17 protein-coding genes are annotated in these 17,215 nt (G+C 63.8%); 1 reads left to right on the forward strand and 16 read right to left on the reverse strand.

Annotated features, from left to right (window positions below; genetic code table 11):
• Positions 1-4: 4 nt before the first annotated feature.
• From WCE05_RS11310 to WCE05_RS11325, 4 genes are all read right to left on the reverse strand, one after another.
• The gene (locus WCE05_RS11310; RefSeq protein WP_368815936.1) at positions 5-1,198 is read right to left on the reverse strand and encodes an MFS transporter; all 1,194 of its coding nucleotides are present in this window, start codon (positions 1,196-1,198) and stop codon (positions 5-7) included.
• A 220-nt stretch (positions 1,199-1,418) separates the two neighbouring features.
• Entirely contained in the window at positions 1,419-2,126 is a 708-nt protein-coding gene (locus WCE05_RS11315) for a diiron oxygenase (protein WP_368815937.1), read from the reverse strand.
• The gene (locus WCE05_RS11320) at positions 2,126-3,118 is read right to left on the reverse strand and encodes a SagB/ThcOx family dehydrogenase (protein ID WP_368815938.1); all 993 of its coding nucleotides are present in this window, start codon (positions 3,116-3,118) and stop codon (positions 2,126-2,128) included. Before WCE05_RS11320 ends, WCE05_RS11315 begins: the two co-directional genes overlap by 1 nt.
• A gap of 70 nt (positions 3,119-3,188) precedes the next feature.
• Positions 3,189-3,335 carry a hypothetical protein gene (locus WCE05_RS11325; RefSeq protein ID WP_368815939.1) on the reverse strand — a complete coding sequence of 49 codons (147 nt, stop codon included), beginning with the start codon at positions 3,333-3,335 and terminating at the stop codon, positions 3,189-3,191.
• A gap of 354 nt (positions 3,336-3,689) precedes the next feature.
• Here WCE05_RS11325 and WCE05_RS11330 point away from each other — a divergent pair, with 354 nt between their 5' ends.
• Positions 3,690-4,700, forward strand: coding sequence for an aldo/keto reductase (locus WCE05_RS11330; protein ID WP_225787900.1), 1,011 nt, complete (start codon positions 3,690-3,692; stop codon positions 4,698-4,700).
• A 53-nt stretch (positions 4,701-4,753) separates the two neighbouring features.
• Here WCE05_RS11330 and WCE05_RS11335 read toward each other — a convergent pair whose 3' ends face one another.
• The 12 genes from WCE05_RS11335 to benA form a co-directional block, all read right to left on the reverse strand.
• Entirely contained in the window at positions 4,754-5,461 is a 708-nt protein-coding gene (locus tag WCE05_RS11335; RefSeq protein WP_368815940.1) for a TraX family protein, read from the reverse strand.
• The gene (locus WCE05_RS11340; RefSeq protein WP_225787902.1) at positions 5,461-6,543 is read right to left on the reverse strand and encodes a metal-dependent hydrolase; all 1,083 of its coding nucleotides are present in this window, start codon (positions 6,541-6,543) and stop codon (positions 5,461-5,463) included. Before WCE05_RS11340 ends, WCE05_RS11335 begins: the two co-directional genes overlap by 1 nt.
• Positions 6,544-6,708: 165 nt before the next feature.
• A complete protein-coding gene (locus WCE05_RS11345) occupies positions 6,709-7,959 on the reverse strand; it encodes an OprD family porin (protein WP_253101398.1) in 1,251 nt (416 codons plus the stop codon).
• Between the two features lie 75 nt (positions 7,960-8,034).
• Entirely contained in the window at positions 8,035-9,234 is a 1,200-nt protein-coding gene (locus WCE05_RS11350) for a benzoate/H(+) symporter BenE family transporter (protein WP_368815941.1), read from the reverse strand.
• A 185-nt stretch (positions 9,235-9,419) separates the two neighbouring features.
• A complete protein-coding gene (gene catA / locus WCE05_RS11355; protein ID WP_253090829.1) occupies positions 9,420-10,346 on the reverse strand; it encodes a catechol 1,2-dioxygenase in 927 nt (308 codons plus the stop codon).
• Between the two features lie 40 nt (positions 10,347-10,386).
• Positions 10,387-10,677 (reverse strand): muconolactone Delta-isomerase, encoded by a 291-nt coding sequence (catC, locus tag WCE05_RS11360; RefSeq protein WP_225787906.1) that lies wholly within the window; start codon positions 10,675-10,677, stop codon positions 10,387-10,389.
• Between the two features lie 28 nt (positions 10,678-10,705).
• A complete protein-coding gene (locus tag WCE05_RS11365) occupies positions 10,706-11,827 on the reverse strand; it encodes a muconate cycloisomerase family protein (RefSeq protein ID WP_368815942.1) in 1,122 nt (373 codons plus the stop codon).
• A 28-nt stretch (positions 11,828-11,855) separates the two neighbouring features.
• Complete coding sequence (locus WCE05_RS11370) at positions 11,856-13,184, reverse strand: aromatic acid/H+ symport family MFS transporter (protein WP_225787908.1); 1,329 nt, start codon at positions 13,182-13,184, stop codon at positions 11,856-11,858.
• Between the two features lie 56 nt (positions 13,185-13,240).
• Complete coding sequence (locus tag WCE05_RS11375; protein ID WP_368815943.1) at positions 13,241-14,002, reverse strand: 1,6-dihydroxycyclohexa-2,4-diene-1-carboxylate dehydrogenase; 762 nt, start codon at positions 14,000-14,002, stop codon at positions 13,241-13,243.
• Positions 14,003-14,232: 230 nt separating this feature from the next.
• Positions 14,233-15,246 carry a benzoate 1,2-dioxygenase electron transfer component BenC gene (gene benC / locus WCE05_RS11380; protein WP_368815944.1) on the reverse strand — a complete coding sequence of 338 codons (1,014 nt, stop codon included), beginning with the start codon at positions 15,244-15,246 and terminating at the stop codon, positions 14,233-14,235.
• A 73-nt stretch (positions 15,247-15,319) separates the two neighbouring features.
• Complete coding sequence (benB, locus tag WCE05_RS11385; RefSeq protein WP_225787911.1) at positions 15,320-15,808, reverse strand: benzoate 1,2-dioxygenase small subunit; 489 nt, start codon at positions 15,806-15,808, stop codon at positions 15,320-15,322.
• The gene (gene benA, locus WCE05_RS11390; protein ID WP_253167755.1) at positions 15,805-17,163 is read right to left on the reverse strand and encodes a benzoate 1,2-dioxygenase large subunit; all 1,359 of its coding nucleotides are present in this window, start codon (positions 17,161-17,163) and stop codon (positions 15,805-15,807) included. Before benA ends, benB begins: the two co-directional genes overlap by 4 nt.
• Positions 17,164-17,215: the final 52 nt, after the last annotated feature.

The following is a 17,215-nucleotide window of genomic DNA, read 5'->3' on the forward strand; positions in this document are numbered from 1 at the left end:
CCCCTCAGTCGCTGGTAACAACGCCCGCTTCATGCGCCAAGCGCCTCAACAACCAACCGCCGCCCATAGCTGTTGCGATGAACCCGACGGCCAAGCCGACCGGCAAGGTGTCTTCGACCACGGCCACAAGCGCACTGGCCAGTCCACCAATGGCGAACAACAGGGTGTTGCTGAGCGCAGCGCCTGCGCCAGCGAGCTCCGGGTGTAGATTCAGCGCACATGTTGTAGCGGCAGGCCGAGTGATGGTGGTGCCGACGGTACAGATGACCATGGGTAGCAGAATCCCCGTCACCGACAATCCTCCCAGAAGGAACCAACCCAGTAATACCACGCCCGCACAACCAATCAGCCCAAGCCCCAAAGCGACCTGTATGTGGGGAGCAACCTTTCCGTTTAGCGCATGGGCAATGAAGCCCCCTATGATATAAGCCGCGCCATAGCCGAGGAATACAGTAGAGAAGACATATTCGGACAGCGCCATCCTGTCCATGAACAGCAAGGGCGAAACGACGATGAAAGCGAAATGGCAAGCGAACGCCAATGCAGCGCATGTTGCAAAGATGAAAAAGTTCGAATCTCGCAACAGCTTCACATAGCTTCGGATCAGGCTCGTTGAAGAGCCGACGTTCGGCTGCTCTTCCAGCAACATCGCTGAAAGAACCACGACGATAGCCGCCAAGCCGATAAAAGCCTGAAAACTCCCAGCCCAGCCGAAGAATTGCTGCAACGCGCTTCCAATCAACGGAGACAGCGAAATGAACACTCCGCTGGCACTGGTCAGATAGATACGCAGGGTGTTGCGACGATGCCCTGTATAAATGTCCTGCACCAGAGCCTGGGTTAGCACGAAACACCCACAGCCTGCTGCCTGCAGTACACGAAAGGCCATGAATACCCAGTATTGATCAGCTGCGATACAACCTGCGGCACCTACCACAGCCAACAATAATCCCGCCAATAAAAGCCGCTTGCGGCCCATGCGATCCGACAGCGGGCCGATCAGGCTCTGCGAAACGGCTACGCCCACTGCGAAAAGGCTTACCGACCAGGCGATATCGGCAGTCTGCACAGAAAACTCACTGGCCAGCGCCGGAAAGGAAGGAAGGATTACGTCTAAAGGAAACACGCCCAGCAAGCTCATCAGGAGCAACAGGAAGATGAGAAGTCCACCTGCTGTCGAGAACGCGGGATCAGTCATGCTAAAAGCCCTCGGGTTCTGAACAGATTCCGATGCTCCTTGTGTTTCAAAAGATTGGTTCGTTGTATTGCCCAGATCGTAGGAGCGGCAATCCAGGCAATACGGGTGCTTACCGTGCTATCGAGCCTCTCAAGGATTAGGCTAAAATTTTGCTGGTCGCTACCGAACAAAATTTTCAGAAAATCACGATCAGGCCGGCAAAACATCCAGATAATATCTGTCAGCGCACTAGCCACGAACGCCTCCTCGGCTCGCGACAACTGTGGCAGTAGTTTGCAAAAACAATCAGAAAAAATACCGAATGCCTGGCCTCGTCATGCAAATGGTCACGTAGCATGTGAAAAACAGGCTCAACCAATTGCTCACGCGAGAGGTCCAGCAACTCTCGGGTTATGATGGTCTCGGAAACGAAAGCGATCATAAAAACCGCGAGGGATTTGTAGGTGGACGGGGTCTGCTCAATGTATTGATTCAGCAGGAGCAAGCGCATGGCGGGATGCCGGGCAATGTCGAAATGCTCGACTAACTGGTCGGCTATTTGCCGAGAAAACAATGCATGATAACCTTCGTCAGTATAAAGCTTCAGTGCGGCGCGCTGATCGACTGCATCGAAATTTTGCTTCAAAGCCCCAAGAGTCATGGAGGCTACAGCATCGTTGACAACGGTGAGTTCAAGAGTGGTCGTATAATCAAGAAAATGAACAAGGTGAGCGACATGAGCATTCAGACGTGTGGACGAAGGTAGTTTAGTGACCTCTGATAAACTGAGTACTGGGTTCAAGCTCGTTGGGTACCAACGTTCCGGGTCCGTATCGGCCAGGTCTTGGGGGGTCAATAGATAAGCGTAAGGTCGAGAACGGACAGCACTGTTTTGATGCCAGTCATGAAAAGCTCTCTCACCCCGATCCTGAGCATAGATCTTTGTCATCAGGACATCACCTCATGACTGGTCCTTGCACTCATCAAGTCCCGAAGCGATTTGGGAGTGTGTGAACCATCGCTGAACCCGGCGCCTACAAAGAACAGAAGCTGCTCGGCTGAATTGCCGAGTTTGAGTAACGGTTCAATTGCATCTTCATCCATTGCCCCGGTCAACCAAGTACCCAGCCCTTGGTCAGTCGCAATAAACTGAAATGTCTGAGCTATGTGGCCTACTTCAATCAGTGCCATGCGATAAGCACGTGAGTGGGGGTATTTCCACCAGTACTTGTCGAAGCGCGAGGTAAGAAATAGTCCCACAGGCAGATTATTGGCGAAATGCTGCCCCGCCAGCACTGTTCCTAATGAAGGAAGACAATCCGTGCATAAATGCAGTGCATGGCGGCTGGAGTCATAATAATAAATACCCGGCGCCAGACCCATTACATTATTAACATATAAATAGCCTTCCGTTGCATTCAAGCCTCCACCAGAAGGGCTACAGCGGCGTCTGCAGAGCGTCATAGATAAATCGTCAGGAGCATTGACTTCCCGAGACGGCATGAAGCCCAGTGAAAACTGCAGCAAATGACTCACTACCTCCAAGGGCACAGGCTTATCGAGAAATGACCTGACGGTCTGACGCCTTTCCAGAACATGTTCAAACTGTGTGTTATCGCCGAACGATGGCAGTTCAATACCCCCGCTTGCGTACTGTTCAATGTTTTCAGACGGTTTGGGAGAGGCCAGCACATGATGACAGTGCTCCAGGTAGAATTCGGCCCACGCCCGTTCGTTTCCTGGAAGTGCCGCAAGCGGTATGCTTCGTGTACCATAATGAAAGATCTCCGACAGTACGTCCCACCCCCAATGATTATCCACAGGGCATTCCGAAACAAGAACATTGCAATCAATTAAATTTTGATCAACGGTGCTGCGAGGCTCGACGCCTACCGATGCGTAAGCCAGCTCAATCAAGCGTGCAGCATGCTCTTGATCCATTTCGAACTGCCTGTGCCGCTTAAAATCCCAGCAGATGAGACCTGACGCCGCCGCAATAAAAAAGCAATCCCTATTTATTATCATGGCTCTTACTCGACATCCGCCAAGGCGCAGGCCGGCTCTGCGCCTTAGCATCATTTATTGATAGGATCCACTTACCCAAAACCAAATGAGCAAGATTGGCCAGCTTATCGGACTCAAGTTTGACCTCTTTCATTTCCACATCTCCTTTAAATGCCGCCTTATTGCGACACAAACAATATTAGCCAAGCACACCTCGAAGGCAATAAAATATGCAGTAGGAATATTCCCAGACAGCTGAAGTCCTTTTCAACAAGAAGCACAACTCATTCGAAATCTCTCAGCCATCTACCCTCTTGAGTCTCACAAACTGACAGAAAATTAACCAATCAATATGTGCCGCTCCCCCTTACTCCATATCAAAAGCCAGGCGCTATCCCGCCGCTACGCAGACTCGATACACAGCAGCCCACGCCCCATACCCTTTCAAACCGTGGGGGACCTGTGTAAAACAGTCCAGATCCCTCACGGCAAGAAAAGGACCCTCTCCATGATCTACCGCCCCCTCGGCCAAAGTGGCCTCCAGGTCTCGGCCCTCACCCTCGGCAGCATGATGTTCGGCGAGCAGACCAGCACCGAGGACGCCCTGCGCATCATCGACAAGGCCTGGGACCAGGGCATCAACTTCATCGACACCGCCGACGTATACAACGGTGGCCGCTCCGAGGAGATCGTCGGCGAGGCGGTGGCCCGTCACCGCCAGGACTGGATCGTGGCGTCCAAGGCCGGCTATGGCCCGGTGGAAGGGATACCCAACCGCAGCGGCCTTTCGCGCAAGCACCTGTTCAACGCCATCGAGGCGTCGTTGACACGCATGGGCCTGGACTACCTGGACATCTACTACCTGCACCGCGAAGACCACAAGGTGCCGCTGGAGGAAACCGTGCGGGCCATGGGCGACTTGCTGCAGCAAGGCAAGATCCGCTATTGGGGCGTGTCCAACTTCCGGGGCTGGCGCATCGCCGAACTGTGCAACCTGGCCGAGCGCCTGGGCGTGGCCAAGCCGGTGGTGAGCCAGCCGCTGTACAACATCGTCAACCGCCAGGCAGAACCAGAACAGTTGACCGCAGCCGCATACCACGGCCTCGGCGTGGTGCCGTTCAGCCCGTTGGCCCGCGGCGTGCTCAGCGGCAAGTACGCCCCCGGGGCGGTGCCGGACGCCAGCAGCCGCGCCGGCCGCCAGGACAAGCGCATCATGGAGGTGGAGTGGCGCCAGGAATCGCTGGCCATCGCCCAGAAGATCCAGGCCTACACCCAGGCCAAGGGGGTTGGCATCGTCGAGTTCGCCATCGCCTGGGTGCTGAACAACCAACTGGTCAGCTCGGCCATCGTCGGGCCGCGTACCGAAGCGCAATGGAACACCTACGCAGGCGCGCTGGACGTGGCGATCACCGCCGAGGACGAGGCCTTCATCGATTCGCTGGTGACGCCGGGGCATGCCTCCACGCCAGGTTTCAACGACGTGGCGCATTTCGTGACAGGGCGACTGCCGCGCCAGTGAGTCGCTCGGGGCCGCGAAGCGGCCCCAACCTGGCATCGACCGATTGCAAGCGTTTATGCCTGGATCAGCCCCTGCAAGCCTTTGATCGCCAGCAGGTGCAGCGGGTAGAAGGCATAGCCCCAGCGCCCCACCGGCACGATACGCCAGTCGTCACGGCGCAGTAGCCAGCCCCCCAGCGGGAGCGCCACGGCGGCGGTGGCCAAGACCAGCAAGGTCGTGGGGTGCAGGAGGTGGTCGCGCAACCAGCTGTTGGTCAGGTTGCCAGCCATGGCCAGCAGGCAGGGCAACAGCCAGCTCGCCCCACCCCGGCTACGCGCGATCAGGCAGGCGCCCGGCAATAGCACACCGGGCACACCGTACATCAGGCGCTCGCTGGCCAGGGCGGCGAGCAACGCCGCGGCGATCCCGCCCAGGCGCGCCAACGCCTGGGGATGGTGCACGCCCCAGGCGACCAGCAGGCCCAGCGCCAGGGTGGGGATCACGCTGAAGGTCTGCGAGCCGTTGTCCAGCCAGCGGTAGGGGCCTTCGCAGAGCACCGCGAACACCAGCAGCCAGCCCAGGTAGCGAGCATTGCCACGGGAGAACAAGGCCCCGCTGCGGCTGCGCCCGACATTGACGGCGATGGCCAGGCAGAACAGCGGAAAGGCCAGCCGCCCGAGGACGAACAGGCCCTCGGCGGCCGGCCAGAGAAAGCGCAGGTGGTCGGCGACCATGGTCAGGATCGCCGTCCACTTGACCAGGTCCAGCCCTGCCGAGCGCATCAATGGGCGTCCGCCCCCTGCCCCAGGTATTTGTCGCTCCAGGCGGCCAGGGGCAGCGGCGGTTGCTGCTCGAGGATGCGTCGCCAGATCAGCGCCAGGTCGTGGGCATTGAGCATCGAGCCGGCCCCGGCGCCGAGCCACAGCGACGGCGTGACGGCTGCCCAGCGCCCTTGCCCATCGCGGTGGGCCATGTCGAAGCGGAAGGTGTAGTTGCCGGGGATGCCCATGCGCAGGTCGCTCACCACCAGGGCGTCGCCGACCACGTCGTAGCGCAGCCAGTCGCCGGTGAACCAGCGCAGGCGCTCGTGCAGGGGCTCACCCTGCAGCGCCTTGGCCAGCGCCAGGTTGAGCGGCTGGCGCTGCATTTCCGGCGGCTCGCGGTCGAACCAGCTGCTCACGCCTTCGTAGTAGTCGCCGTCCGGGGTCTTGGCCAGCACCCGCCAGACCAGGCTGTTGAAGGCGATGGGCACGGCGCGCAGCTCGGTGATGGCGATCCCACGCTGTTCGAGCGCGAGTTCGAAGCGTTGCTCGGCGGCCATGCGCCCGGCCAGGCCGAAGCCCAGGTAGGCGGTACTGAACAGCAAGGCCGCCGTCAGCAGCGGGATCGCCCTCCCCGCCATGCCCCTGATGCCGGCATAGGCGACGGCGGCCAGCAGCGGCACGGTGTACAGCGGGTCGATGATGAACACCGCGGCCCAGCTCTCGGGGATCGAGTGCAGCGGCCAGAACAACTGGGTGCCGTAGACGGTGAAGGCGTCGAGGATCGGGTGGGTGACCAGCACCAGCCAGAACGCCAGGAACAGCCTGGGCAAGGTGTAGCCCTTGTGCGGCCAGCGCCTGCGCCCGATCCGCTCGACCAGCCAGGCCAGCAACAGGGCCAGGGCGGTGAGGACGAAGACCGAATGGGAGAAACCCCGGTGGTAGGTCATCTGCGACACGGGGTCGGCATAGCGGATCACTACGTCGAGGTCGGGCAACGTGCCCAGGGCAGCGCCGTAGAGCAGCGAACGGCGGCCCTGGATACGGCCCAGGACCGAGCCCTGCAGGGCGGCGCCGAGTACGGCTTGAGTCAGTGAGTCCACGGTTCAGGTCCCTGAAGCAGATGTTTTCGGGAACCTACCTGCATCGCGGTGGGCAGTGCAAATCCAATCGCCTGGCAAGCTTCAAGCTGCAAGAAAAAAGCTGGCCCGCGCAGATCCCGCTTTTCTTGCCGCTTGTAGCTTGAAGCTTGAAGCTGCGCCGCCCCCTCAGAACAGCTGCCAGGTATAGACCAGGATCAAGCGGTTCTCGTCGATGTCGGTGCGGTAGTTCGACCGCGCCATGGCATTTCTAACCCGAATGCCGAGCCCCTTGAACATCCCATCCTGTACCGCATAGCCGATGTCGATGTCCCGCTCCCGGTCCTTGCCTTCGTAGCCCAGCCCGGTGTCGACATTGTCGCCGGTGATGTAGCGCACGGTCGCAGTCAGCCCGGGGATACCCAGGGCTGCGAAGTTGTAGTCATAGCGCACCTGGTACGAGCGTTCGTCGGTATAGGCGAATTCATAGGTCGGCACCTCGTTGCCCAGCGGCGTGATGTTGGCGAACACTCGCGGGAACGGGCTGTCGCCATACATGCCCTGGTAGCCGACATGGAAGCTGTGCCCGCCGTGCTTGGCCGTGAACAGCGAGAAGAACGCCTGGTTGTCGATGTCGCCCAGCAGGGCATCGCCCTCTTCGCGCGCGGTGAAGTACCCCAGATTGGCGCTGAGCAGCCAATCCCCCACAGGCTCGCTGTGCTTGAAGCCGACGAAGCCCTGCCGGTAGATATCCTCCAATTGCCCGTACCACAGGCTGACGCTGCTCCGCTCGCCATTGAAGGCATAGTCGCCGCCCGCATAGTTGAAGGCGTCACTCTCGGCCTGGCGCATGGGGACATGGCCGAGCATGGCGCTCATCTTGCCGTCGCCCCCCTCGTTGCGCAGGTGCGAGGACTTCAGGTGGCCAGCCTGCACGGTCAGGCCGTCCAGCTCGGTGGAACGGATGCTCGCCCCCTGGTAGGTCGGCGGCAGCAGGCGGATGTCGCTGAAGGTCAGTACCGGCAGGTTGGGCTGCAGCTCGCCGATGCGCAGTTCGGTCTTCGACAGCCGCGCCTTGAAAGTCGGTGCCAGGCGGCTGTACTCGTCGGCGGCGCGGCCATCGCCATGCACCGGCAACAGGCCGCTGTTGGCCCGGTCGGGGCTGCTGTCGAGCTTGATGCCCAGAAGGCCCAGGGCATCCACGCCGACGCCCAGGGTGCCCGGGGTGTAGCCGGACTTGAAGTCGAGGATGAAGCCCTGGGCCCACTCCTCGGTCTTCGACTGCGGATTGGCCCCGACGATGTCGGAATAGTCACGGCTGAAGTAGTAGTGACGGGCGCTCAGGCTGGCCTTGGCATCCTCGAAGAAGCCGCCTTCGGCGGCCAGCAGGGGTTGGCTGAGCAAGGTGACGCCCAGGGCGACGCAAGGGGTGTGGTTCATTCCGAAGCTCTCTTTGGATCTTGTTATTGTGAGTAAGGTGCTGGGAACGCGAAGGTGGCGGTTGGTGGGTTCCTCCTAAGGGCTACGGCGCAAGGCCGCCTGGGGTTGGGGGCGGCGCAGGCGCAGCAGCGCATGGGCCGCCAGGCCGAACAGCAAGCCCCAGAATGCTGCCGACAGGCCAAGGAAGGAGACGCCCGAGGCCGTCACCAGGAAGGTGAATAGGCCCGCATCGCGCTCTTGCGGTTCGGCCAGGCTGCGGGCCAGGGCCTCGCTGATGGCGCCGTACAAGGCAAGGCCGGCCAGGGCGGCGACCAAGGCGGCGGGGAATGCGGCGAACAACGACATCAAGGTGGCCCCGGCAATGCCCAGCAACAGGTACAGCACACTGCCGGCGACGGCCGCGACATAGCGCCGCCGCGGGTCCTCGTGGGCCTCGCGGCCGGTGCACAGGCTGGCGGTGACCGCCGCGAGGTTCAGCCCATGGCAGCCGAACGGCGCGAGCAAGGCGCCGCCCACGGCGCTGGCGCTGATCAGCGGGCTGGCCGAGGTCTGGTAGCCGGCGTTGCGCAGCACCGCCATGCCCGGCATGAACTGCCCGGTCAGGGCGACCAGCACCAGGGGCAGGCCCAGGCTGAACAGCGCCGACAGGCTGAACTGCGGGGCGATGAATTGCGGCGAGGCCAATTCCAGCACCAGGGCTTCGCTGCGCAGTTGCCCGCTGGCCAGGGTGACCGCCGCACCGACCAGCAGCACAGCGGCCACCGCGTAGCGCGGCCGGAGCCTGCGCATCAGCACGTAGGTGACGAACATCGCCAGCACCAGCGCCGGCTGTGCCGGCAAGGCCCGGAACACCTCACTGCCGAAGCTGAACAGGATGCCGGCCTGCATGCCGGCGGCAATGGAGCCCGGCAGGCGGGCGATGATGCGGTCGAAGGCGCCGCTGATGCCGATCAGCAGCAGCACCAGGTTGGCCGCCAGATAAGCGCCGATGGCCTGCTCCAGGCCAAGCTGGGGCAAGGCCGTGACCAGCAGCGCGGAGCCGGGGATCGACCAGGCGATCACCACCGGCACCCGGTAGCGCAGGCTGAGCAGTGCGCCGAGCACGGCGCTGCCCATCGACACCGCCCACACCCAGGACGACAGCAGCCCCTGGGACAGGCCCGCGGCCTCGGCAGCGTGGAAAATGATCACCAGGGGGCCGGCGTAGGAGATCATCGTGGCGATCATGCCGGCGACGATGGCGGACAGGGAGCAGTCCTTGAACAGGTCTTTCATGGGACCTCGCGTGAGACATCGGGGCCCGGCCTTGGGTGGCGGGCGCTTGTTGTCAGGGGGGCCGGCATGGCGAGGGCTTGGCCCTCGATTCGCGGGCAAGCCCGCTCCCACAGGGCCCGAGTCGACCACGGCAAGGCCGTGTGGGAGCGCCGCCGTGAAGGGGCTGCGAGGCAGCCCCTGCGCCCTCAGCCCTCTTGCAACGCTCGCGGCCGGTTGCTGCGCTGCTCGGCATCGCTGTCGGGCGCCTTCTGCAGCTGGAAGTCGAACGTCAGCTCGGCATAGCGCCCGGCGATCCCCCGCGCCCCGTCCTCGCGGAACACCACCTCGCCCACCAAGCCATCGCGGGTGGCGTAGGCGAAGTCGTCCCACAGGTACTTGTCGCCAGACAGGTTGATCTGGGTGGTCAGGTGCCGGTGCCCCGGCGCCGAGATGAAGAAGTGCACATGGGCCGGGCGCTGGCCGTGGCGGCCGAGCAGGTCCAGGCACTCCTGGGTCGGGCCCTGCGGGTCGCAGCCGTAGCCCGAGGGCACGATGGTGCGCGCACGGTAGCGGCCCTCGGCATCGGTGACGATGCGCCGGCGCAGGTTGTACTCGGACTGGCTCTGGTCGAAGAACGAGTAGGTGCCACGGGTGTTGGCATGCCACAAATCGACCGTGGCCCCGGCCAGCGGCTGGCCCTGGGGATCGAGCACCTGGCCTTCGAGGAACATCACCGTGGCCACGCCCTCCTCGCTGCCGTCGTCCATGCGCACCTCGCCTTGGGCAATCGGCGCGCCGGCCACGTACAGTGGGCCTTCGATGGTGCGCGGGGTGCCGCCGGTGAGGCCGGCCTGGGCATCCTTGGCATCCTGCAGCAGGTCGAGGAAGTGCTCGATACCAAGGCCAGCCACCAGCAGCCCGGCCTCGCCGCGCCCGCCCAGACGGTTGAGGTAGTCGACGGCATGCCAGAACTCGTCCTCGCTGACCTCCAGGTCCTCGATCAGGCGGGCGGTGTCCTGCAGCACGCGCTGGATGATGCGCTTGAGGCGCGGGTTGCCGTCGTCGTTGCCGAAGCCGGCGACTTCTTCGAAGAACTTCTGGACCTCGGCAGTGTGGGAAATCTTCACGGTCATGATGGCGTACCTCGTGTTGTTCTTGTGCGTAGCGGGTGGGTCAGCGGTCGTCGGCGTGGATCGACGAGGGGTGGCGGCACAGGCCGTGCACCTCGATATCCATGTAGGGGAACAGCGGCAACTGCATCAGGGTGTCGTGCAGGGCCTCGACGCTGGGCAGGTCGAACACGCTGTAGTTGGCGTAGTGCCCGGCGATGCGCCACAGGTGGCGCCAGGTGCCCTCGCGCTGCAGGCGCTGGGCCAGCGCCTTCTCGTCGGCCTTCAGTTGCGCGGCCTTGGCCGGGTCCATGTCGACCGGCAGTCTCACGGTCATCTTCACGTGGAACAGCATGGTGCTTCTCCTTCTAGGCAAGTCAGGTTCAGCGCCGGGCGAAACGGACCAGGCGCGCTTCGTCCAGGGCCAGGCCCAGGCCCGGCGTGCGTGGCACGTGGAGCTGGAAGTCGCGGTAGAGCGGCGCCTGGCTGACGATTTCCTCGGTCAGCAGCAACGGCCCGAACAGCTCGGTGCCCCAGGTCAGCTGGCGCAGGGTGAGGAAGGCATGGGCCGAGGCCAGGGTGCCGATCGAGCCTTCGAGCATGGTCCCGCCGTACAGGGCGATGCCGGCCGCCTCGGCGATCTGCGCGGTGCGCAGCACGGCACGCGGGCCGCCGTTCTTGGCGATCTTCAAGGCGAAGATGCTCGCCGCGCCGTCGGCCGCCAGGCTGAAGGCATCCTCGACGCTCTCGATCGACTCGTCGGCCATGATCGGCGCCGGGCTGCGCTGGTTCAGGCGCACCTGGCCGGCGCGATTGATGCGCGAGATGGGTTGCTCGACCAGGTCGATGCCGTTGTCGCCCAGCACCTGGCAGGCGCGGATCGCCTGGGACTCGTCCCAGTACTGGTTGACGTCGACCCGCACGCTGGCCCGCTCGCCCAGGGCGCGCTTGATCGCCACCACGTGCTTGAGGTCGTGATCCAGCGGGTTGGCGCCGATCTTCAGCTTGAAGATGCGATGGCGGCGTGCCTCGAGCATCTGCTCGGCCTCGGCGATGTCCCGGGTGGTGTCGCCGCTGGCCAGGGTCCAGGCCACGTCCAGGCTGTCGCGCACCCGGCCACCGAGCAGTTCGCTGACCGGCAGGCCCAGGCGCTTGCCCTGGGCATCGAGCAAGGCGCTCTCGATGCCAGACTTGGCGAACGTGTTGCCCTTGGCGATCTTGTCCAGCTTGAGCATCGCGGCGTTGATGTTGTCCGCCGCCATGCCCAGCAGCGCGGGCGCCAGGTGGGCATCGATATTGGCCTTGATCCCCTCGGGGCTTTCGTAACCGTAGGCCAGCCCGCCAATGGTAGTGGCCTCGCCGATGCCCTCGACGCCGTCGCTGCAGCGCAGGCGCAGGATCACCAGGGTCTGCTGCTGCATCGTGTGCATGGCCAGCTTGTGGGGGCGGATGGTCGGCAGGTCGACGATGATCGCCTCCAGCCGGTCGATGGTCGGGCTTGTCATGCAAGGCTCCAGTTCAGTCAGTTGAGGGTCACGCTTGGCCGGCGGCCAGCAGGCCTTGGCGCCGGCCGCTGGCCAGGTGCACGGCCATGGCCAGCGCGGCGACCGCGCCAGGGATGGCGAAGGCGATGAAGTTCAGTTGCAGCGGCAGGTTGATGCCCATCAGCGCGCCACCGAGCAGCGGGCCGACGATGGCGCCGTTGCGGCCGATGCCGGAGGCCCAGCCAAGGCCGGTGGAGCGTACCGACAGGCCATAGAGCTGGGCGGCGCCGGCATAGAGCAGGATCTGCGTGCCGATGGTGGTGGCCCCGGCGACGAAGATCAGCAGGTACAGCACCGGCATCGGGCTGTTGACGCCCAGCAGGCTGATCGACAGCGCCGCGCCGAGGAAGAACGCCACCTTGACCTTGACCAGGTTGTAGCGGTCGCCCAGCCAGCCACCGAGGATCGCCCCGGCCATGCCGCCGAAGTTCAGCGCCAGCAGGAACGACAGGCTCGACCCCAGGCTGTAGCCGGCGTTGGCCATCAGCTTGGGCAGCCAGGAGCTGAGCGCATAGACCATCAGCAGGCAGCAGAAAAACGCCAGCCACAGGGCCAGGGTGCGCACCGCCAGGCCGTCGCGCAACAGCGCCAGCACCGAGGCACCCTTGCCCTTGCGCTCCGGTGCCTGCAGCACGTCATCGGGCCGCACGTCGCAGTCGGGGTCCAGGCGCTTGAGCAGTGCACGCGCTTGCTCCGTACGGCCCTGGCGCACCAGGAAGCCGATGGATTCCGGCAGGTAGTAGAGGATCACCGGCAACAGCAGCAGTGGCAGCGCGGCGGCGAAGAACATCGACTCCCAACCGAAGCGTGGCAGCAGGTAGATCCCGATGCCCGCCGAGAGCATGCCGCCCAACGAGTAGCCGCTGAACATGATGGCCACCAGGGTGCTGCGCAGGCGCTTGGGCGCGTACTCGTTCATCAGCGCCACGGCGTTGGGCATCAGCCCGCCGCAGCCGAGCCCGGCGAAGAAGCGGTACACGCCGAACTCACCGGGGGTGCTGGCGAAGCCGTTGAGGATGGTCGCCCCGGAGAACAGGGCGAAGCAGATGGCGATGCCCTTCTTGCGCCCGATGCGGTCGGCCAGGCTGCCGAAGACCAGGGCGCCGAACATCATGCCGAACAGCGCGTAGCTGCCCAGGGCGCCGGCCTGCAGCGGGGTCAGGCCCCATTCCTTCATGATCACCGGCAGCACCACGCCGTAGATGAACAGGTCGTAGCCGTCGAAGACCAGCAGCAGGCCGCACCAGGCCATGACCATCCAGTGAAACGGGGTGAAGCGGGCATTGTCGATGATCGGGTGGACGTCGAGGGTTCGCATGGCATCTGTCTCTCTTGTTTTTGTTGTGTGAGGAAAACCTTGCCCGAAGGCGGCGCTCAGCCGAGGTCGCCGCCGCCTACCGGCAGGGTCACGCCGGTGATGTAGGAGGCCTCGTCGGAGGCCAGGAAGAGGATCGCGCCGACCTGTTCGTCGATGCTCCCGTAGCGTTTCATCAGGCTGCTGGAGACGGTCTGGTCGACGATCTGCTGGTACCAGCCCTTTTCCTGCTCGCTCTGCTCGCTGCTGTTGCGCGGAATGCGCCGGGGCGGTGCCTCGGTGCCGCCTGGGGCGGTGGCATTGACCCGGATGCCACGGCCGGCCGTCTCGAAGGCCAGGCACGCGGTGAGCGCGTTGACCCCACCCTTGGCCGCACCGTAGGGCACGCGGTTGACCCCTCGGGTGGCGATGGACGAGACGTTGACGATGGCGCCGCTGCCGCGCTCGAGCATGTAGGGCAGCGCCGCGTGGCAGCACCACAGGGTGGGGAACAGCGAGCGGCGCACTTCGGCCTCGATCTGCGCCACCTCGTAATGCTCGAAGGGCTTGGCCCAGATCGTGCCGCCGACGTTGTTGACCAGGATGTCGAGGCGGCCGAAGGTCGCCACGGCCGTGGCCATGACCCGGGTGCAGTCGGCGTATTGCTCGAGGTCGGCGGTAAGGGTCAGCACGCCTTCCCCGGCCAGCTCGTGGACCAGTTCGGAGCGGTCCACCGCCACCACCTGCGCGCCCTCGGCCTTGAGGCGCCAGCACACGCCTCGGCCGATACCCTGCGCGGCGCCGGTGACCAGGGCGACCTTGCCTTGGAATCTGCTATCCATCGTTCTCTCCCACCATTGGGTTGTCGAACCCGCCACGAGCCCCTTCAGGCCCGTGGGCTTGGGTTGCGGCTACCGGCCCATTCGCCGCAAGCAGTTGCTCCCACAGGTACAGCGCATGCCTCGAAATGTGGGAGCTGGCTGCCTGCGATCGAGGGCAACGCCCTCGCCAGTCGCCAGGAATAAAAAGGAGGCCGCCCTCACCCGCACGATGCGGGCAGCCCCGTGAAGTCTCAGGCTGCCGCGGCGGCGAACTTTTCGTAGTAGAAGTTGGCCGGGGTGATGCCCTGTTCGCGGATGTACTGGCTGACCGCCTCGACCATCGGCGGTGGCCCGCACAGGTACACGTCGACATCGCCGTCGTTGAGGTGGCGCGGCTCGATGTGCTGGGTCACGTAGCCCTTCTGCGGGTACTGGCTGTCCGGGTTGGCCACGCAGGCGCTGAAGGTGAAGTTGGGGATGCGCGCGGCCAGGGCCTGGAGGCGCTCCATCTCGACCAGGTCGAAGTCGTTGGTGACGCCGTAGATCAGGTGCAGGGGATGCTCCGAGCCCTGCTCGGCGATCTTCTCCAGCATCGCCGTGAACGGCGCCAGGCCCGTGCCGCCGGCCAGCAGCAACAGCGGCCGCTGGATCGGGCGCAGGTAGAAGCTGCCCAGCGGCCCTGCCAGGGTCAGGCTGTCGCCGGCCTTGGCCAGGCTGGTGAGGAAGTGGCTCATCAAGCCGCCGGGCACGTTGCGGATCAGGAAGCTGACCTCGCCGTCCTTCTGCAGCGAGCTGAAGGAATAAGCACGGCTCTGGTCGCTGCCCGGCACCTGCAGGTTGACGTACTGGCCCGGCAGGAACACCAGGCGGCTCAGGGACTCGCCCTTGATCGACAGGGCGATAGTGCTCTCGGACAACTGGCGTACCTCGCTGATGGCCGCCTCGAAGCTGGCCTGCTCGGCCTTGCACAGCTGCGACGAGGCCGGAATGCGCACCACGCAGTCGCTCATCGCGCGCATCTGGCAGGTCAGCACGTAGCCCTGGGCGATCTCTTGCTCGCTCAAGGCGTCCTCGATGAAGTTGTCGCCCAGGTCATAGCGCCCGGCCTCGGCCTGGCACTTGCAGGTGCCGCAGGCGCCGTCGCGGCAGTCCAGGGGGATGTTGATGCCCTGGCGGTAGGCGGCGTCGGCCACGCTCTCGTGGCCTTCGGCCTGGATGAAACGGGTCACCCCGTCTTCGAAATTCAATGCGATCTGGAAGCTCATGGCGTACCTCCGGGGCGAGCCTGGCCACGGTGCGCCATGCGGCACACCGGGCGACCCTCGCCTTGGCCTGGTGTCAGATGTGGTAGATGTCGATGACCTGACGCACGTAGTCGTTCTTCAGGACCACCTTCTTGGCCAGGATCCGCGGGTCTTCGCCCCGCAGGTCGAGGGTGTAGAAGCTGGTGCCGAAGTAGCTGTCGGTGGTCTTGTAGCGAAAGCTCAGGGTGTGCCAGTTGAACCGCACCTGGCACTGGCCGTCGCGCTGCTCGACGATCTCGATGTTGCTGATGTTGTGGGAGGTGCGGGTGTCCGGGACAGTGGCGCTGGAGCGCTCGGTCTTGATGCGGAACACCCGGTCCTCCAGGCCGCCACGGTTGCCGTACCAGATCAGCGAGATCTCGCTCTGCGGGTCTTCGGTGAGGCGGTCGTCATCGTCCCAGGACGGCATCCAGAAGGTCGCGTCGGCAGCGTACAGCTCCAGCCACAGGTCCCACTGGGCATCGTCCAGGTAGCGCGCCTCGCGGTAGAGGAAGTCGCGCACGGTTTCATAGGTGCTGGTCATTGCACGGCCTCCACGGGGATCAGGCGCTGTTCCTGCTCAAGGGCCTTGATCATGGTCTCCTGCCAGTACTTGTGCTGCAGCACGAACAGGCCCTCGTCCTCGGTGCGTACGCCCGACAGCAGCGGCTTGAGCTCGATCTCGCGGGCGGCCTCGTCGGCGCCTTCGACCCAGTGGGCCGCGCCACGGGACATGTCGTTCCAGCCGGCACCGGCGCCATAGCCGGTCTGGCAGGAGCGGAACTCCTCCAGGTCATCCGGGGTGGCCATGCCGCTGACGTTGAAGAAGTCCTCGTACTGGCGGATACGCCTGGCCCGGGCCTCGGCACTCTCGCCCTTGGGGGCGATGCAGTAGATGGTGATCTCGGTCTTGTTCACCGAAATGGGCCGGGCGATGCGGATCTGCGAGCTGAACTGATCCATCAGGTAGACGTTGGGGTACAGGCACAGGTTGCGCGAATTCTCGATCATCCAGTCGGCGCGGGCCTGGCCGAAATCGGCGGCTAGCTCATCACGTCGCTCATACGCCGGACGGTCCTCGGGGTTGGCCCAGCGGGTCCACAGCAGCAGGTGGCCATGGTCGAAGGAATAGAAGCCGCCACCCTGCTTGGCCCAGGCGCCGGCACTCATGGTCTTGATCTGTTCCCCAGCCTCGCGCTGCTTGCGCTGGTTCTGGGTGGCGGCGTAGTTCCAGTGCACGGAACTGACGTGGTAGCCATCGGCGCCGTTCTCGGCGGTGAGCTTCCAGTTGCCTTCGTAGATGTAGGAGCTGGCGCCGCGCAGCACTTCCAGGCCTTCCGGCGACTGGTCGACGATCATGTCGATGATCTTCGCCGACTCGCCCAGGTGTTCGACCAGGGGTTTGACATCGGGGTTGAGGCTGGCGAACAGGAAGCCGCGATAGGACTCGAAGCGGGCGACCTTGGTCAGGTCGTGGGAGCCGTCGCAGTTGAAGCTGTCGGGGTAGCCGGCGTTGCTCGGGTCCTTGACCTTGAGCAGCTTGCCGCTGTTGTTGAAGGTCCAGCCATGGAACGGGCAGGTATAGCTCGAACGGTTGCCGCGCTTGTGCCGGCACAGCATGGCGCCGCGGTGGCTGCAGGCATTGAGGAAGGCATTGAGCTCCCCGTCCTTGTTGCGCGCGATGAAGATCGGCTGGCGCCCCATGGTCAGGGTGAGGAAGTCGTTCTTCTCGGGGATCTGGCTTTCGTGGGCCAGGTAGATCCAGTTGCCCTCGAAGATGTGCTTCATCTCGAGTTCGAACAGGCGCGGGTCGGTGAACATCTCTCGCTTGCAGCGATAGACACCTTTTTCCCGGTCATCCTCGAGCAAGGCATTGAGGTAATCGAATCCCAGGGACATGGCCAGGGTCTCCATTGTTATTGTTCAGGCCAGGTCAGGTTAGGGTGTGCCG

It is taken from the genome of Pseudomonas sp. I2 (genome assembly GCF_040984075.1).
GTDB classification, from domain to species: domain Bacteria; phylum Pseudomonadota; class Gammaproteobacteria; order Pseudomonadales; family Pseudomonadaceae; genus Aquipseudomonas; species Aquipseudomonas guariconensis_B.

Coding starts and splice junctions, on each gene's coding strand:
- WCE05_RS11310 (WP_368815936.1), bottom strand. CDS start 1,198: ATGACTGATCCCGCGTTCTCGACAGCAGGTGGACTTCTCATCTTCCTG.
- WCE05_RS11315 (WP_368815937.1), bottom strand. CDS start 2,126: ATGACAAAGATCTATGCTCAGGATCGGGGTGAGAGAGCTTTTCATGAC.
- WCE05_RS11320 (WP_368815938.1), bottom strand. CDS start 3,118: ATGGATCAAGAGCATGCTGCACGCTTGATTGAGCTGGCTTACGCATCG.
- WCE05_RS11325 (WP_368815939.1), bottom strand. CDS start 3,335: ATGAAAGAGGTCAAACTTGAGTCCGATAAGCTGGCCAATCTTGCTCAT.
- WCE05_RS11330 (WP_225787900.1), top strand. CDS start 3,690: ATGATCTACCGCCCCCTCGGCCAAAGTGGCCTCCAGGTCTCGGCCCTC.
- WCE05_RS11335 (WP_368815940.1), bottom strand. CDS start 5,461: ATGCGCTCGGCAGGGCTGGACCTGGTCAAGTGGACGGCGATCCTGACC.
- WCE05_RS11345 (WP_253101398.1), bottom strand. CDS start 7,959: ATGAACCACACCCCTTGCGTCGCCCTGGGCGTCACCTTGCTCAGCCAA.
- WCE05_RS11350 (WP_368815941.1), bottom strand. CDS start 9,234: ATGAAAGACCTGTTCAAGGACTGCTCCCTGTCCGCCATCGTCGCCGGC.
- catA (WP_253090829.1), bottom strand. CDS start 10,346: ATGACCGTGAAGATTTCCCACACTGCCGAGGTCCAGAAGTTCTTCGAA.
- catC (WP_225787906.1), bottom strand. CDS start 10,677: ATGCTGTTCCACGTGAAGATGACCGTGAGACTGCCGGTCGACATGGAC.
- WCE05_RS11365 (WP_368815942.1), bottom strand. CDS start 11,827: ATGACAAGCCCGACCATCGACCGGCTGGAGGCGATCATCGTCGACCTG.
- WCE05_RS11370 (WP_225787908.1), bottom strand. CDS start 13,184: ATGCGAACCCTCGACGTCCACCCGATCATCGACAATGCCCGCTTCACC.
- WCE05_RS11375 (WP_368815943.1), bottom strand. CDS start 14,002: ATGGATAGCAGATTCCAAGGCAAGGTCGCCCTGGTCACCGGCGCCGCG.
- benC (WP_368815944.1), bottom strand. CDS start 15,246: ATGAGCTTCCAGATCGCATTGAATTTCGAAGACGGGGTGACCCGTTTC.
- benB (WP_225787911.1), bottom strand. CDS start 15,808: ATGACCAGCACCTATGAAACCGTGCGCGACTTCCTCTACCGCGAGGCG.
- benA (WP_253167755.1), bottom strand. CDS start 17,163: ATGTCCCTGGGATTCGATTACCTCAATGCCTTGCTCGAGGATGACCGG.